Annotated in this window: 18 protein-coding genes; 2 read left to right on the plus strand and 16 right to left on the minus strand. The window is 58.9% G+C overall.

Translation table 11 applies throughout. The annotated features are described in order from the left end of the window. Positions 1–724: 724 nt before the first annotated feature. The 16 genes from BM269_RS25025 to tyrS form a co-directional block, all read right to left on the minus strand. Positions 725–1,339: a hypothetical protein gene (locus BM269_RS25025; protein ID WP_139232866.1), complete on the minus strand. Its 615-nt coding sequence runs from the start codon at positions 1,337–1,339 to the stop codon at positions 725–727. Between the two features lie 93 nt (positions 1,340–1,432). Continuing rightward, on the minus strand, positions 1,433–1,798 hold the full coding sequence (locus tag BM269_RS25030) for a hypothetical protein (protein ID WP_090443869.1): 366 nt from the start codon (positions 1,796–1,798) through the stop codon (positions 1,433–1,435). 77 nt (positions 1,799–1,875) lie between these two features. Further along, positions 1,876–2,343, minus strand: coding sequence for a hypothetical protein (locus BM269_RS25035; RefSeq protein WP_090443872.1), 468 nt, complete (start codon positions 2,341–2,343; stop codon positions 1,876–1,878). Positions 2,344–2,362: 19 nt separating this feature from the next. Continuing rightward, positions 2,363–2,797, minus strand: a complete 435-nt coding sequence (locus BM269_RS29245; RefSeq protein ID WP_139232867.1) for a hypothetical protein — start codon at positions 2,795–2,797, stop codon at positions 2,363–2,365. An 81-nt stretch (positions 2,798–2,878) separates the two neighbouring features. After that, the gene (locus BM269_RS25040) at positions 2,879–3,160 is read right to left on the minus strand and encodes a hypothetical protein (RefSeq protein ID WP_090443875.1); all 282 of its coding nucleotides are present in this window, start codon (positions 3,158–3,160) and stop codon (positions 2,879–2,881) included. Positions 3,161–3,192: 32 nt separating this feature from the next. Further along, positions 3,193–3,756: a hypothetical protein gene (locus BM269_RS25045; RefSeq protein WP_170860480.1), complete on the minus strand. Its 564-nt coding sequence runs from the start codon at positions 3,754–3,756 to the stop codon at positions 3,193–3,195. After that, complete coding sequence (locus tag BM269_RS25050; protein ID WP_090443881.1) at positions 3,698–4,231, minus strand: GNAT family N-acetyltransferase; 534 nt, start codon at positions 4,229–4,231, stop codon at positions 3,698–3,700. Before BM269_RS25050 ends, BM269_RS25045 begins: the two co-directional genes overlap by 59 nt. A gap of 34 nt (positions 4,232–4,265) precedes the next feature. Continuing rightward, complete coding sequence (gene ruvA / locus BM269_RS25055) at positions 4,266–4,844, minus strand: Holliday junction branch migration protein RuvA (protein WP_090443884.1); 579 nt, start codon at positions 4,842–4,844, stop codon at positions 4,266–4,268. A gap of 19 nt (positions 4,845–4,863) precedes the next feature. Beyond that, a complete protein-coding gene (ruvC, locus tag BM269_RS25060) occupies positions 4,864–5,400 on the minus strand; it encodes a crossover junction endodeoxyribonuclease RuvC (protein WP_090443886.1) in 537 nt (178 codons plus the stop codon). Positions 5,401–5,522: 122 nt separating this feature from the next. Then, on the minus strand, positions 5,523–7,097 hold the full coding sequence (purH, locus tag BM269_RS25065; RefSeq protein ID WP_090443889.1) for a bifunctional phosphoribosylaminoimidazolecarboxamide formyltransferase/IMP cyclohydrolase: 1,575 nt from the start codon (positions 7,095–7,097) through the stop codon (positions 5,523–5,525). 91 nt (positions 7,098–7,188) lie between these two features. Next, positions 7,189–7,422 (minus strand): helix-turn-helix domain-containing protein, encoded by a 234-nt coding sequence (locus BM269_RS25070; RefSeq protein ID WP_028102293.1) that lies wholly within the window; start codon positions 7,420–7,422, stop codon positions 7,189–7,191. Between the two features lie 42 nt (positions 7,423–7,464). Next, positions 7,465–8,481, minus strand: coding sequence for a tRNA dihydrouridine synthase DusB (gene dusB / locus BM269_RS25075; RefSeq protein ID WP_090443892.1), 1,017 nt, complete (start codon positions 8,479–8,481; stop codon positions 7,465–7,467). Between the two features lie 72 nt (positions 8,482–8,553). Further along, entirely contained in the window at positions 8,554–9,195 is a 642-nt protein-coding gene (locus tag BM269_RS25080; protein WP_170860481.1) for a histidine phosphatase family protein, read from the minus strand. Next, the gene (locus BM269_RS25085; protein WP_170860482.1) at positions 9,192–9,806 is read right to left on the minus strand and encodes a YbhB/YbcL family Raf kinase inhibitor-like protein; all 615 of its coding nucleotides are present in this window, start codon (positions 9,804–9,806) and stop codon (positions 9,192–9,194) included. The genes BM269_RS25080 and BM269_RS25085 overlap by 4 nt, the downstream gene beginning before the upstream one ends. A 194-nt stretch (positions 9,807–10,000) precedes the next feature. Further along, entirely contained in the window at positions 10,001–10,450 is a 450-nt protein-coding gene (gene dtd, locus BM269_RS25090; protein WP_090443895.1) for a D-aminoacyl-tRNA deacylase, read from the minus strand. Further along, on the minus strand, positions 10,447–11,679 hold the full coding sequence (gene tyrS / locus BM269_RS25095) for a tyrosine--tRNA ligase (protein ID WP_090443898.1): 1,233 nt from the start codon (positions 11,677–11,679) through the stop codon (positions 10,447–10,449). The genes dtd and tyrS overlap by 4 nt, the downstream gene beginning before the upstream one ends. A 156-nt stretch (positions 11,680–11,835) precedes the next feature. On the opposite strand from tyrS, the gene BM269_RS25100 reads away from it, so the two are divergent. After that, entirely contained in the window at positions 11,836–13,218 is a 1,383-nt protein-coding gene (locus tag BM269_RS25100; protein ID WP_090443901.1) for a M23 family metallopeptidase, read from the plus strand. Positions 13,219–13,311: 93 nt separating this feature from the next. Continuing rightward, positions 13,312–14,403, plus strand: coding sequence for an anhydro-N-acetylmuramic acid kinase (locus BM269_RS25105; protein WP_090443904.1), 1,092 nt, complete (start codon positions 13,312–13,314; stop codon positions 14,401–14,403). Positions 14,404–14,464: the final 61 nt, after the last annotated feature.

The following is a 14,464-nucleotide window of genomic DNA, read 5'->3' on the forward strand; positions in this document are numbered from 1 at the left end:
TCCATAATTGAATTTGTGGGCACAACTGCTGTGCCAAAATTCGATCATGGCTGGGAGCGATTCTTACGTCCAGACGGCGCTGGCTTTACGCTTACACTTTAACAGCAAATGGGAATGGCGAAAACATTTCGACCGAGATCAGCATTAACCCGGCTAAAGCGCGTTCACGGTTCATGCGGTGAGCCGCCATCCTGGCCTGCATCGCCATGGAAGGGTGCACTGATGTTCACCGTTGGACACGTGAGATCATTGCCTGGTCATGCAACACGGGCACCGTGTTCAGTGGCGACGAAATGCGTCCAACCAGGCAAATGGTCAGGCGCCTGGACGACATATATAGCGCTTCGCATGTCGACTTTCATCGAGTTCCACTTCTATCGGGCCATGCTCCGTGGCACCAGCTTCGAAATAGAGTGACACACCCCTCTCGGCGACAGGTTGGCCCAGCCGAAAAATAAGTTCGCCTTCTGATATGCCCGGTGCGAAAGACTCGCAAACTTCGGTGTTTCTATAGCTTGGCCGACAAGTTTTTTTGCGCCACACATTCTCTGGTCTGAGATGGCGCAGATTCTTTTCGCAGTCGAAAAGTCGCAATCAGCGCCATGCCGAGGAAGAAGGCAAGGGCCAACTTTGATGGGCTATTTAGCATCGCTGAAGGTGACGTTTGTAATGAGAGGCGGCGGTTTGGCCCGACGGACGAGATCCTTCGATGGAAGGTTAGGCCTCAATCACCACCCCAGGTGCACTTGGCGAAGCCGCCAACCTGAGTTATCCGTGCTTGTTGGGCGTAAGTGCCGGCTGCAGACGTATCACCAATCAGAACGGAGAAGTCAGACAATTCGGCACTGGCGTTTGCTTCCCAGCAGTTCGCTCTTGTAAGACTCTCCGGCGGCGCGATCCTTACGGACGGTTTGGCTTCATCGAGCTTGATCCGTGTGAAGTTCGCCTTGAAGAACCGCCCCGCACCATGGAACACACCAAGTGCCGGACGAAACTCCAACTCGCCACCATCGTTTGGTTCGAACCTCAAAATGCCTGGCACCATGAGTTTTCCTACTACGTGCACAGAGCCGTAGATGCTTGCTTGGTCTGCCGACACCACAGCGGGGAGACGGTTCGCGGTGCGGCACTCCAGTAACGCCGCATCGCCGTCGCGGGCGATCTTGGTGTTGCCACGAATCGATTTAATCTCGAGGCCTGGTGGAAGTGCCGCCGTCAGTCGTGACGGCGTGGTCTCGCACTGATCCTCTTGACCACAAGCGATTCGCACGCAATCCTGGGCAAGCGCCGCTTGCGGCGGCGAAAGCAGGAGAGCGGACAAGAGAATCTGTGGTCTCATGCGGCCCGACATTGAAGGTTGCGTGCGGCGGCAGTCCCGCAGGCGCGTAGGAAGCCCAAAGAGCAGAATTGGGCCATCCAGTTGAACGAAAAGTTAGTAATCAGCGGCATAAGCTTCCATTAAAAGGCCTGCAAATTCATCAGGCAGTTGAAAAAGCATTGGTTCGATGGCTGCATATTTGCTTTCCCTGTCGTGAGACAAGCAATGGCCCGAATCAATCGCGGACAGCACAAGCAAACAACAAATAACGAACTCCCGTTCATGCCCGGGCTTGATCGAGTTAGCGCCCAACTCGATGACCTCTAAGGGGAACCAGAACTCACCATCCTTGAATTTCCCTTGATGCTCAAAGACTAGTTTGTTTAGCTCAGCGTAATGCCTTGCTTTATCTTGGCCATAATCGAGACCGGAAATAAACGCCAACTCGGCAGGGTTAGCAGTGAATACGAACGGGTGCATGGCTTACAAACGAGCAGGATAACCAGCGGTTGAAGCGGACAACGCGCAAGCCGTCCGCATGCACATTATCGCTGGATTCATTGGTTGGGCAGAGTCATGTGCGATAACGACGCATTGAGAGCATCCATCAGTTCACGGCGAGATGTTTGAACGCTCGGTCCATCCGCACGAAAACCTTTGAGGTCGCGAAGGAGCGAGCCGATGTTCGACGGCGCGAAAGACCAGCCTTCAATATCTGACCAGCCTTGCACAATTTCGAATCCTTCGCTCGTAGCAGTGCATCGTAACCAGCCAGTGTATTGGTCAGAAAAGTCGTATGGCAAAAAAGCGACTTCAGAAACAACCAGGTGTTCCAGTGTGTCCTGCCACTGCTTAAGCAGGCGCCGCAAGATTGCTCGAATTTTAGCGACTCCCTCCCCTTCCAGAGGTGGGGAATCATCGATAACCAAGTAATAGGAATCGCAGATTTGTTCATTCCCCGCGAAACGCAGCACGATGTCATTGTGCCCAGTTCCGTTATCGATGAAAGAGAGACTTAGTTCCATGGAAAAATACCCTAACGCGTCAATTCCTCTGCGCCTGCGGCGCCGGTTGGAATGCATTGTTGGGCGCATGTTCGTCGGCGAACTTGCGCGCGGCTATTAGCACCTCGACCAAGCGCGCTCGATTCTTCGGCGCCTTGAGTTTTGCGGGAAGGCGGCTAAGCCAATGCTGATTCGGCCCCCAATCCTTCCCACAAAGTCTAGAAAGCGCTCGTGAAGTCGGTAATGGTTTGCGAGAAAGCACATCGATGTAATGATCGATGTGAGCGCGTGAGCAGAATTGAAATTCGTACTCGTCGAAAGCCACATTCAGTACAGCAAACCCCTTGTGCGAAGTTTCAGGCGGAGCAGGAGGAAAAAACTCGCCAGGGGCATTTGCAACCGGTAAGTGAACCCATAACGCACCGTGAACCCAGCGCCAGTTGCCACGGAAAATAAAGCTGAACTTAGCACTCATGGATTTGCAGCCAAACGTGGGACGTAACCGGACGCTGTAAAGCGCATTGATGTAGCGATCCGGTTGACGAAGGGATTTGGCCTAATCATCGAGGTCACCAACGGACAAGTCTTCGCCTAGGAGGTCCAGGCCACCAATTACGCCGTCGCTTCGCGCAGCATCGCGAAGTTTGTAAGCGGCCGAGAAGCAAACGACTACAGAGAGCAGACCCAATGAATAGCACCAGAATGCCTCGACACCATGAGGGGAGCGCAGCAGGTGATCCAGTAGCGCAGCAACGAAGACGACAGCAAAAGAAGTGAAAACAAACTTCCACTTCCGTTCGAATCGAACAAATTCCTCGGTGTTCATCAATTCAGCCATAGGTTGTCCCTTTCACTGTTCGCATGTTCTTTTCAATCCATTGCCTTGCCAGCTTCACACAGGCGCTTCGAGAAGGTGTTGTTAGCGATCGGATTGCCGTCCACCGGGAGACGTACAGAGGCCGACGACGTTACGGAAATCGTCTGGTAACCCAGGCCATAGATGGTAGCGTACTTCCCCGATGGATCAGGGACGAATGCATAGGCTCCATCAAGCCTCGTTTTTTCTAGCTGCTGGCGAAACTGTTCGGCAGCGCTAGCGTCGCCGCGTACTGCGCGTAGCAGCAAATCGCTTTGAAGGCTCGCTGGCGGTTTTTCAATATAGGCAGTGTCAATGCCTTCGATTTCCACGAAGCTCTCATGCCAGCACTGATGTTCGTAGCCGCTCGCCCGCAGCGCTTTGAATGATGTTTTGCCGACTCCGTTCGAGTAATCGAAGAATGCGACCGACAAAGTCTTGGAACCCGCGCTTGCAAGCATTGGGCTACACAACAACAAGGAGAGGAGCGTCTTGCGGACATTCGATTTCATGTGGCGTTCAGTTATTTTTAGAATTCTGCCGCTCAGGAAACCAATACCAATAGAGTGCGGTTTCATTGGCGACTTCCTCCTGGGTGCGGTAAACGAACCGGTCGAAGCCTCCTATCTCGAATCCGTTTCGCAAATACAGTTTGCAGGCTGCGACGTTGTTGGTCTGTGTCTCGAGTCGCAGGCCTTTAAGTTGCTTGCCAACCGCCCACGACTTCGCGAAGTCGATCAAGCCGGTTGCAATGCCATGCTGGCGAAGACCGCGCGCAACGACGATTTGTTCAATTGATCCGAGGTCGTTCCAAGCCGTCGTAAGATCGATCTTCCCGGCCAGTGCACCGTTTACAAATGCCCCGTACGACTCGACGTCCTCGGTCGGTGCCTCCTCTGCCGCATACGTCTTGGTGAACTGTTCGACATTGCGCGCAGTCAGGCGAATTTTTCCATCGACGAGAAGAATGTCGAACACTTCGCTGGAAGTGAATGCATTCTCTTCGCAATCCAGCGGACCGGATGCCGCTTCCTCAAGCCGCACAATCTTCATCTCATCTCCAGTATGCGAAATGCGGGAGCGACAATCAGCCCTTCGACAAAGCTTTGAGCGCTTGCTTGATGCCGTCTGAGACCGAGGAACCCGCGGGAACGGTCTTCAACGCCTGCAGGGCCTCCTTGTCGGAGTATCCCAGCGCCAGCAGAGCATTCAGGATGTCGGATTGCGAGTCGTGTACCGGATGCGCGCCAGCGGCGCCGATGTCGGCACCGAGTTTGCCCTTCAATTCCAGCAGCAAGCGTTCTGCGGTCTTCTTGCCGATGCCAGGGATCTTCACCAGGCGGCCAGCTTCCTGCAACGTGACGGCTTGCGCCAGGTCGGCGATCGAAAGGCCGGACAGGATCGACAGCGCGGTGCGCGCGCCGATGCCGCTGATCTTGATCAGTTGGCGGAATACCGCGCGCTCTTCGGCATTGCCGAAACCGAACAGCAGGTGCGCGTCTTCGCGGATCGTCAGATGCGTGAACAGGCTGACCTTCTCGCCGACGCCGGGCAGGTTGTAAAAAGTGGACATCGGTACGTCGACTTCATAGCCGACGCCCTGCACGTCTACCAGCAGTTGCGGGGGGTTCTTTTCGAGCAGGATGCCGGTGAGACGTCCGATCATGTTCTTCCTTGGGATGCGGTTAACCCACCAGGCGACCGCGCTTCATGCGCAGGCCGGACAGAGCGGGATGGGCGTTGGTGACGATGGCCAGCGTGGCCTGGCTGTTGGCGTGGCAGATGGCGATGCCAAGGGCATCGGCGGCGTCGGTGCCGGGCAGTCCGGGCAGCGCCAGCAAGCGCGCGACCATATCCTGCACCTGCGCCTTGGTGGCGCGACCGGTGCCGACTACCGCTTGCTTCAACTGCGTCGGAGAGTATTCGGCGACTTTGAGCTCGTGCGTAACTAGGGCGCAGATTGCGGCGCCGCGGGCTTGGCCGAGCAGCAGCGTGGATTGCGGATTGACGTTGACGAAGACTTTTTCGATTGCTGCGCAATCGGGCTTGTAAGTGGCGGCCACTTCAGCCACCCCATCCAGAATGACTTTCAGCCGCTGCGGCAGGTCACCCTCGCCGCTCTTGATGGTGCCGGAGGCGATGTAGCGCAGCTTGTTGCCCACTTTTTGGATGACGCCAAAGCCAGTGGTGCGCAAGCCGGGGTCGATGCCGAGAATAATCATTCCCGGATTGTACCTTTTGTCCACCTCGGGGTCAGGAACGGAAGTGGACAATTTTTGCTTGTTAGCAAAAAATGTCCACTTTTGTTCCTGACCCCGAGGTGGACAAAGATTGCTTGAAGTACTTAGTGGCGGAAGTGGCGGGTGCCGGTGTATAGCATCACCACGCCGCGCTCGTCGGCGGCGTCGATCACTTCCTGGTCGCGCATGGAGCCGCCCGGCTGGATCACGCAGGTGGCACCTGCATCAACCACCACGTCCAGACCGTCGCGGAACGGGAAGAATGCGTCGGAAGCGACCACGGAACCAGCCAGCGACAGGCCGGCATTCTGCGCCTTGATCGAAGCGATGCGCGCGGAGTCGATACGGGACATCTGGCCAGCACCCACACCCAGGGTCATATTGCCGCCGCAGAACACGATGGCGTTCGACTTGACGTACTTGGCCACGCGCCATGCAAACATCAGGTCCGCCAGCTGCTGCTGGGTAGGCTGCAGCTTGGTCACCACGCGCAGTTCCGACTGCAGCACGTTCTTGGCGTCGGCCGACTGCACCAGCAGGCCGCCGCCCACGCGCTTGAAGTCCATGGCGTTCACGCCTTCGCCCTTTGGAATTTCCAGCAGGCGCACGTTCTGCTTGGCCGACATGATCTGGCGCGCTTCGGCGGTGAAGGAAGGAGCGATCAGCACTTCGACGAACAGCTTGGCCAGTTCAGTGGCCGCTGCGCCGTCCACTTCCACGTTGAAGGCGATGATGCCGCCGAAAGCGGAGGTCGGGTCGGTCTTCAGCGCGCGCTGGTAGGCTTCCAGTGCGCTCGCGCCCAGGGCCACGCCGCATGGGTTGGCGTGCTTGATGATCACGCAGGCGGTGGAGCCCATGGACTTCACGCACTCCCACGCTGCATCGGCGTCGGCGATATTATTGAACGACAGTTCCTTGCCCTGCAGCTGGCGATAGCTGGCCAGCGCGCCGGCAACCGGAGCCAGGTCGCGGTAGAAGGCTGCCGACTGGTGCGGGTTTTCGCCGTAGCGCATGTCCTGCACTTTTTCGAAGGCCACGTTCAGGGTTGCCGGGTAGGCGGAACGGGTTTCGTGCTTGCGGTCCGGGCCCAGGCTGGAGAAGTAGTTGGTGATGGCGCCGTCGTACTGCGCGGTGTGCGCGTAGACCTTCTTGGCCAGGTTGAAGCGGGTTTCGTACGATACGTAGCCTGGGGCGTTATCGGTGCCCTTCATCTCCGCCAGCACCACGCCGTAGTCGGTCGGATCGCAGATCACCACCACGTCCTTGTGGTTCTTGGCAGCGGAACGCAGCATGGCCGGGCCGCCGATGTCGATGTTCTCGATCGCGTCTTCCAGCGAGCACTCGGCCTTGGCCACGGTCGCCTGGAATGGGTACAGGTTCACCACCACCATGTCGATGGTCGGGATGCTGTGCTCTTCCAGCTTGGCGACGTGCTCAGGGAAGTCGCGGCGGGCCAGGATGCCGCCGTGCACTTTCGGGTGCAGCGTCTTCACGCGGCCATCCAGCATTTCCGGGAAACCGGTGTAGTCAGCCACTTCGGTGACCGGCACACCGTTATCGGCCAGCAGTTTCGCGGTACCGCCGGTGGACAGGATATTGACGCCCATGGCCGACAGGGCCTTGGCGAAATCCAGCACGCCGGTCTTGTCGGATACGGAGATGAGAGCTTGTTTGATCATAGCTGTGGGGGGAAGGTTACGGAAATCTGTACAAACCAACCGGCCCCCACGGCCCGTCGCGGCCAATAGGGACCGGGACGCGGAATCAGCCTTACAGCAGGCCGTGTTCCTGTAATTTCTTGCGCAAAGTATTGCGGTTAATACCCAGCATCTGGGCTGCGTGCGACTGGTTGCCGTCGGCGCGGCCCATCACCACTTCGAGGATCGGACGCTCAACGGTCATTACTACCATGTCGTACACGTTCGAAGCTTGCTGCTCGCCCAGGTCATTGAAGTAGTCTTCCAGGCTTTTCTGGACTACTTCCTGAATGCTTTCTTTGCTCATTTTTTATCGATCTTGCTAATTATTTGCCAATGCAGGCGCGGTTCACGCAGCCAGCGGTTCTTCGGCGAGGCGGTATTGTAACCGCTCGCCGTACTTCCATTGGGATTCGAAGAAACTGTCGACTGCGCGCAGTTGTTCTGCGGTCGACTCGAGGCGGTTCATCTCCTGCCGGAATTCCTCCCCGCCCGGGAGGTCGCGCACGTACCAGCCAATATGCTTGCGCGCGGTGCGCACGCCCAGGAATTCGCCATAGAAGGCGTAATGGGCCTGCAAGTGTTCGTCCATCAGCTTGCGCACTTCGGCCACCAGCGGCGCCGGCAAGTGTTCGCCGGTGCGCAGGAAATGGTCGATTTCGCGGAAGATCCATGGACGGCCCTGGGCGGCGCGGCCGATCATCACGGCGTCGGCGCCGGTCTTATCGAGCACATAACGCGCTTTCTCAGGGGTGGTGATGTCGCCGTTGGCGACCACCGGGATTTTCACTGCGGCCTTGACGGCGGCAATGGTGTCGTATTCGGCGTCGCCGGTGTAACCGTCGGCGCGGGTGCGGCCGTGCAGCGTCAGCATCTGGATGCCGGCTTGCTCGGCGATGCGGGCGATGCGCAGGGCGTTCCTGTTTTCGCGGTTCCAGCCGGTGCGGAACTTCAGGGTCACCGGGACGTTCACGGCCGGCACCACTGCTTCCAGGATGCGCTGGACCAGGTCTTCGTGCTGCAACAGGGCAGAGCCGCACCAGTTATTGCACACTTTTTTCACCGGGCAGCCCATATTGATGTCGATGATCTGGGCGCCGCGGTCGACGTTGAACTTGGCGCAGTCGGCCAGTTCTTCCGGCACCGCGCCGGCGATCTGCACTGCCTTGGGCTCCATCTCGCCGATATGGTCGGTACGGCGCGAGGACTTCTCGCTGGCCCACAGGCGGGGGTTGGATGCAGCCATTTCGGACACCGCATAGCCCGCACCCAGCTCCTTGCACAATTGGCGGAACGGGCGGTCCGTCACACCTGCCATAGGCGCGACAAATACGTTATTGCGGAGCTCGTGAGGTCCGATATTCACTTGATAAATCCGTAACACTGCTTGGGAAGGGGGCTATTTTAACCGATCTACTGCCCAAAAACTAAGCACTTTTTAAACAATGTCGTCCAGGCTTGCGGACAGATGGGTGACCTCCCCCCATTGGTCGAGCGACAACACCCCTTTATTTAAGGTAAAGCGATTGATGCTGGCGTTCTTGATCTGGAAATCGCGCGGGCCGTCGATCGACAGGCCGCGGGCAGCGCGGTAGGCGCATTCAAGCACGCCGCCGTGGGCCACGACCAGGATGGATTGCTGCGGGTAACGTTCGGCCCAGCGCGCAATGCCGTCCTGGCAGCGCTGATAGAACTGGCGGAAACTTTCGGCCACGCGGCCGCCGGCCGGCATCACCGCATCCACGTCCCTCGCCTGCCATTCCGCGAATTCAACCGGATAGCGTTCGGCAATCTCTGTATATAAGAGGCCTTCGAAGGCGCCGTAGCCGCGCTCGCGCAGGCCTGGGTCGGTGTGCAGCGGCAGGTGGAGATGGTGCGCGGCCACAGCCTGCGCGGTTTGCAGGGCGCGTCCCAGGTCGCTGGAAATGATAGCGTCCAGCTTTTCGGCAGCCAGCGCGCGGGCCAGCGCTTTGGCCTGGCGCTCACCTTCTTCATTCAGGGGGATATCGGTGTGGCCTTGCAGGCGGCGCGCGGCGTTCCACGCGGTTTCGCCGTGGCGGATCAGCAGGATTTTTGTCATTCAAATAGCGAGTAGCTGCCGATCACCTGCGCCTCGTCGAGGATATGGCCGTGGATGGCTTGCAGCACGTCCAGGCAGGTGAAACGGCCTTCCAGCTCCAGGCGCGGGATGTCCAGCGCGTACAGGCGGAAAACGTAATGGTGGGGGCGCTCGTCGTTCCATGGCGGGCATGGGCCGTCGTAGCCGTAATAGTCGCCGGCCATGCCCTTGTCGCTGGCGAACCAGCCGGTGTAGTCGTTGATGCCTTGGCGCAGGGGCGCTGGCAGGCTGGCCGTCTTGCCCTTTGGCGTCACCGCTTTCGAGAATTCGCCGGCCGCGATGCTGGTGCGGGTGGTCGGGATATCGATCAGGGACCAGTGGTAGAAGTCGGCGCGCGGCATCGCTCTTGGCAGCGTGTGGCCTTCCTGGTTGACGTGCGTGCCGTCGGTGGGAGCGTCGCCGTCGATGCAGAGCAGGACCAGGGATTCGGTGCCTGATGGGACTTCGGACCAGGCCAGGTGAGGGTTCTTATTGGACGACAGGCGCACTTTCGTGGCTTTGTCGCGCACAGCGAAGGCAAACTCGCCGGGGATGGCTGCGCCATTCTTGAATGAATCGCTCCAGATTTTCATCTTTATCTCCCAGCTGCTTTTTTTGAAACCGGTAAACCAGGGTCTGACCCAAGGGTCAGACCCCGTCTGCTCGACTGCCTGGGGGTGGGTTAGAGGCTTTTGACTTTCGACGAAGATCAAGAGCCTAGAACCAACACCTCCAGCAGCTGCGCTGACTGGGTCAGACCCTCGGGTCTGACCCAGGCTTACCGGTTTTATGTTCTAGGACTCACCTGCAACCAAAACGTCACCGGCCCATCATTGGTCAGCGACACCTTCATATCCGCCCCGAACACGCCCGTTCCCACAACCGCATGCTTGGCACGCGCCTGCGCAACAAAATACTCAAACAGCCGTTTGCCATCCGCCGGCGCGGCCGCCGGGCTGAACGAAGGCCGGGTGCCCGAATTGGTATCCGCCGCCAGCGTAAACTGCGGCACCAGCAGCAGCCCGCCCGCCACATCGGTCACTGACTTGTTCATTTTGCCAGCATCGTCGGAAAACACGCGATACGACAAAAGCTTGGCCAGCAACTGGTCCGCCTCCTTCTCCGTATCGCCCTTCTCCGCGCACACCAGCACCATCAGACCGCCGTCGATAGCGCCGGTCGTCTCGCCATCGACAACGACCTTGGCCGAAGTAACCCGCTGCAGCAGCCCGATCATGCCGACAGGGTCACTTTAGCGAACTTGCGCTTGCCAACCTGCATCACGAAGGTGCCTGCCTCAATTTTCAGCGCCTTATCGCTGATGACAGTGCCGTCGATACGCACACCACCCTGGTCGATCATGCGCAGCGCCTCGGAAGTCGAAGCACACAGGTTAGCCTGCTTCAACAGCTGGCCAATGCCAACCGGCGCGCCGGACAGTGCCACTTCCGGCACATCATCCGGAATCCCGCCCTTGGAACGATTGACGAAGTCCGCCAACGCCTCTTCCGCCGCCTGGCGCGAGTGGAAGCGCTCCACGATCTCCTGCGCCAGCGCCACTTTGGCGTCGCGCGGATTGGCACCGCCCTCAATCGCCTTCTTCAGGCCGGCGATGTGCTCGATCGACTGCCACGACAGCAGGTCGTAGTAACGCCACATCATCACGTCCGAAATCGACATCACCTTGGCGAACATGGTGTTGGCCGGCTCGGTGATACCAATATAGTTGCTCTTGGACTTGGACATCTTCTCGACGCCGTCCAGGCCTTCCAGCAGCGGCATGGTCAGGATGCACTGCTGCTCCTGGCCGTAATCCTTTTGCAGCTCGCGGCCCACCAGCAGGTTGAACTTCTGGTCGGTGCCGCCCAGTTCCAGGTCAGCCTTCAGCGCGACCGAGTCGTAACCCTGCATCAGCGGGTACAGGAACTCGTGCACCGAGATTGGGGTGCCATTCTTGAAACGCTTGGAAAAATCGTCGCGCTCCATCATGCGCGCCACGGTGTAGCGCGAGGACAACTGGATCATGCCGCGCGCGCCCAGCGGATCGCACCATTCCGAGTTGTAACGGATTTCGGTCTTGGCCGCGTCCAGCACCAGCGATGCCTGCTTGAAATATGTCTGGGCGTTCAGCTCGATCTGCTCGCGGGTCAGCGGCGGACGGGTCACGTTGCGGCCCGATGGATCGCCGATCATCGAAGTGAAGTCGCCGATCAGGAAGATTACCTGGTGGCCCAGGTTCTGCAACTGGCGCATCTTGTTCAACACCACGGTGTGTCCCAAGTGCAAGTCCGGAGCGGTCGGGTCCAAGCCTAATTTGATGCGCAACGGCACGCCGGTCTTTTCCGAGCGCGCCAGCTTTTGGGCGAATTCGCTTTCGATGATGAGCTCGTCCACACCACGTTTGGTGATGGCGAGGGCTTCCTGGACGCTGTCGGTCAGCGGCAGGATTTTCTTGTCTGTATCCATTTTTTGCGAAATTCTCTCAAATTGTTGGCACGGCTCAGGACTTTGTTATAATGCCCGATCCCATCAATCTTGCCCGATGAAAACGAATTAAATCAACAACTTAGAACAAAATACCAAGAATCCTAAAAGTTCAAGCGGCAAATTTTAACTGATTGCATGAACCCTATAAACAAGTTCACAAGCTCACGCTTGCACAATCTGCTCGGTTCGACGCGTAAGTCGCGAATCATTAGCGCATCGGCGATCTTCCTCGCCGTCTGCGCTTTTGGCGCTGCTGGCGTGGCTCCGCTCGCGCCCGACGCGAGCGACCTGCCCGTGAAGACCATTGCCCAGGATATCCAGTTACCTGACTTGTCCTCGCAGATTACCGCCCTGCAGCAGCAAGAAGTTTCCCAGAAATACGTCCACGAAGAAAAGATCCGCGCCGGCGACACGCTCGCGACGCTGCTCAATCGTTTGGGCGTGGAAGACGACGCTGCAGAAAACTTCATCAAGAAAGACAAGACCGCGCGCGCCATTATGCAGCTGCGCAGCGGCAAACGCGTGCAGGCGCAGACCGACGACAACGGCAACCTGCTGTGGCTGAAGGCCACCGTTGTGGACGGCAAAGACAACCCCGTCAAGAATATTATGGTCTCCCGTTCGGGCGACGCAGAGTTCACGGCTGAAGAGACCGCCGCGAAACTGGAACGCCGCGTCGAAATGCGCGCGCGCGAAATCACCTCTTCCCTGTATGCCGCGACCGACTCGAGCTCCGACGGCAGCAGCCTGCCCGACACCGTCGTCGCGCAGATCATTGAAATGTTCTCCACCAATATCGACTTCCGTTCCGACCTGAAGCGCGGTGACCGTTTCAACGTGGTGTACGAAACTTTCTGGCAGGACGGCGAGTTCGTGCGTGCCGGCCGCATCCTGGCTGGTGAATTCACCAACAAGGGCACCACGTACCAAAGCGTATGGTTTGAAGATCCGCTGACCAAATCGGGCGGCGGCTACTTCAGCTTCGACGGCAAATCGCTGAAGAAAGCCTTCCTGAAATCGCCGCTGGAGTTCTCGCGTATTTCGTCCGGCTTCGGCATGCGCTCGCACCCGATCTCCGGCAACTGGAAACAGCACAAAGGCACCGACTTCGCTGCCGCGACCGGCACCCCGATCCGCGCAGCGGGCGACGGCGTGATCGATTTCGCCGGCGTGCAAGGCGGCTACGGCAACGTAATCGTGATCAAGCACTGGGCCAACTACACCACCGCTTATGCGCACATGAGCCGCTTTGGCTCCGGCATGAAAAAAGGCGCCAAGGTCAGCCAGGGCGACATCATCGGCTACGTCGGCACCACCGGCTGGTCGACCGGCGCCCACCTGCACTATGAATTCCGTGTCGCAGGCGAAGCCAAGGACCCGAACAAGCTGAACATCACGGCGCAAGCACCGCTGACCACGGGCGAGCTGGCCCGTTTCAAATCGGTGGCCGGCGACATGATCCACCGCTTCGCGCTGCTGCGTCCGAACAGCAACACCAGCAACCTCGCAGCCAAGTAAAAGTCGGTGCCAGGTCTGTCAAACGGACAAAAGGCGCACAAATGTGCGCCTTTTTTTTATTTGACTCAACCGAGCCCGCACTACAATAGGACCATGAGCTTATATATCGGAATGATGTCGGGCACCAGCCTGGACGGCGTGGATGGCGTCCTCGTGGACTTTTGGGCCGGGGCCGCGCGCACCATGTCGGCAGCCTACGTGGAATTCCCGCCACCGCTGCGCGACGAGCTGATGGCGCTGCAGGCCGCATCAGCAAACGAAATCGAACGCGAGGCGCTGGCCGCCAACAAGCTGGCCGAGCTCTACGCCGACTGCGTGGCCGAACTGCTGGCCAAGGCCGAAATGAAATCGGCCGACGTGCGCGCCATCGGAGCGCATGGGCAAACAATCCGCCATCGCCCCGAGCTCGGCTTCACCCGCCAAATCATCAACGCCTCCCTGCTGGCCGAACTGAGCGGCATCGACGTGGTTGCCGACTTCCGCTCGCGCGATGTGGCGGCAGGCGGCCAAGGGGCTCCGCTGGTGCCGGCTGGCCACAGAGCCCTGTTCGGCAAGGAAGGAAAGATGCGCGTGCTGGCCAATATCGGCGGTATCGCCAATATCTCGCTGCTGCACGGGGATGGCACCGTCGGCGGCTATGACACCGGCCCTGGCAATGTGCTGATGAATGGCTGGATCTCGCGCCACAAAGGCGTCGAATTCGATGACAACGGCGCCTGGGCCGCTACCGGCAAGGAAGTGCCCGGCCTGCTGGCCGCGCTGCTGTCCGAGCCCTATTTCGCCCTGCCCGCCCCGAAAAGTACCGGCCGCGACCTGTTCCACGCCGACTGGCTGAACGCCCGCCTTGCGCCCTTCTCCGCAGCAAAACCGGAAGACGTGATGTTCACCCTGCTTCGCCTGACGGCGGTCACGCTGGCGCGCGAAATCGCCCCGCACGAGGCAGATGCACTCCATGTTTGCGGGGGTGGCGCCTACAACGCCACGCTGATGCGCGAGATCCAGGCAGAACTGGGCGGGACCACCAAAGTAGAATCGACAGATGCACTGGGCGTACCGCCCAACCGGGTGGAAGCGATGGTATTCGCCTGGCTGGCGCATCGCTTCGACGAACGCCAAGCCGGCAACCTTCCTTCAGTCACCGGCGCCCGAGGCGAGCGCATCCTCGGCGCCTTATATCCCCGTTAACGGCAGAGCCCGTGTCCCACCATGGGGTCACACCCCATTTGAGACACGGGCTCGACAATTC

Origin of the sequence: Duganella sp. CF458, assembly GCF_900113115.1 — a bacterium.
Taxonomy (GTDB): Bacteria; Pseudomonadota; Gammaproteobacteria; order Burkholderiales; family Burkholderiaceae_D; genus Rugamonas.

Excerpts from the sequence above, each read along its gene's own strand:
- BM269_RS25035 (WP_090443872.1), bottom strand. The coding sequence starts at position 2,343 with ATGGAACTAAGTCTCTCTTTCATCGATAACGGAACTGGGCACAATGAC.
- dtd (WP_090443895.1), bottom strand. The coding sequence starts at position 10,450 with ATGATCGGGCTGCTGCAGCGGGTTACTTCGGCCAAGGTCGTTGTCGAT.
- BM269_RS25100 (WP_090443901.1), top strand. The coding sequence starts at position 11,836 with ATGAACCCTATAAACAAGTTCACAAGCTCACGCTTGCACAATCTGCTC.
- purH (WP_090443889.1), bottom strand. The coding sequence starts at position 7,097 with ATGATCAAACAAGCTCTCATCTCCGTATCCGACAAGACCGGCGTGCTG.
- BM269_RS25030 (WP_090443869.1), bottom strand. The coding sequence starts at position 1,798 with ATGCACCCGTTCGTATTCACTGCTAACCCTGCCGAGTTGGCGTTTATT.
- tyrS (WP_090443898.1), bottom strand. The coding sequence starts at position 11,679 with ATGGATACAGACAAGAAAATCCTGCCGCTGACCGACAGCGTCCAGGAA.
- BM269_RS25050 (WP_090443881.1), bottom strand. The coding sequence starts at position 4,231 with ATGAAGATTGTGCGGCTTGAGGAAGCGGCATCCGGTCCGCTGGATTGC.
- BM269_RS25040 (WP_090443875.1), bottom strand. The coding sequence starts at position 3,160 with ATGGCTGAATTGATGAACACCGAGGAATTTGTTCGATTCGAACGGAAG.
- BM269_RS25085 (WP_170860482.1), bottom strand. The coding sequence starts at position 9,806 with ATGAAAATCTGGAGCGATTCATTCAAGAATGGCGCAGCCATCCCCGGC.
- BM269_RS25080 (WP_170860481.1), bottom strand. The coding sequence starts at position 9,195 with ATGACAAAAATCCTGCTGATCCGCCACGGCGAAACCGCGTGGAACGCC.
- BM269_RS29245 (WP_139232867.1), bottom strand. The coding sequence starts at position 2,797 with ATGAGTGCTAAGTTCAGCTTTATTTTCCGTGGCAACTGGCGCTGGGTT.
- BM269_RS25105 (WP_090443904.1), top strand. The coding sequence starts at position 13,312 with ATGAGCTTATATATCGGAATGATGTCGGGCACCAGCCTGGACGGCGTG.
- BM269_RS25025 (WP_139232866.1), bottom strand. The coding sequence starts at position 1,339 with ATGAGACCACAGATTCTCTTGTCCGCTCTCCTGCTTTCGCCGCCGCAA.
- BM269_RS25045 (WP_170860480.1), bottom strand. The coding sequence starts at position 3,756 with ATGAAACCGCACTCTATTGGTATTGGTTTCCTGAGCGGCAGAATTCTA.
- BM269_RS25070 (WP_028102293.1), bottom strand. The coding sequence starts at position 7,422 with ATGAGCAAAGAAAGCATTCAGGAAGTAGTCCAGAAAAGCCTGGAAGAC.
- ruvA (WP_090443884.1), bottom strand. The coding sequence starts at position 4,844 with ATGATCGGACGTCTCACCGGCATCCTGCTCGAAAAGAACCCCCCGCAA.
- ruvC (WP_090443886.1), bottom strand. The coding sequence starts at position 5,400 with ATGATTATTCTCGGCATCGACCCCGGCTTGCGCACCACTGGCTTTGGC.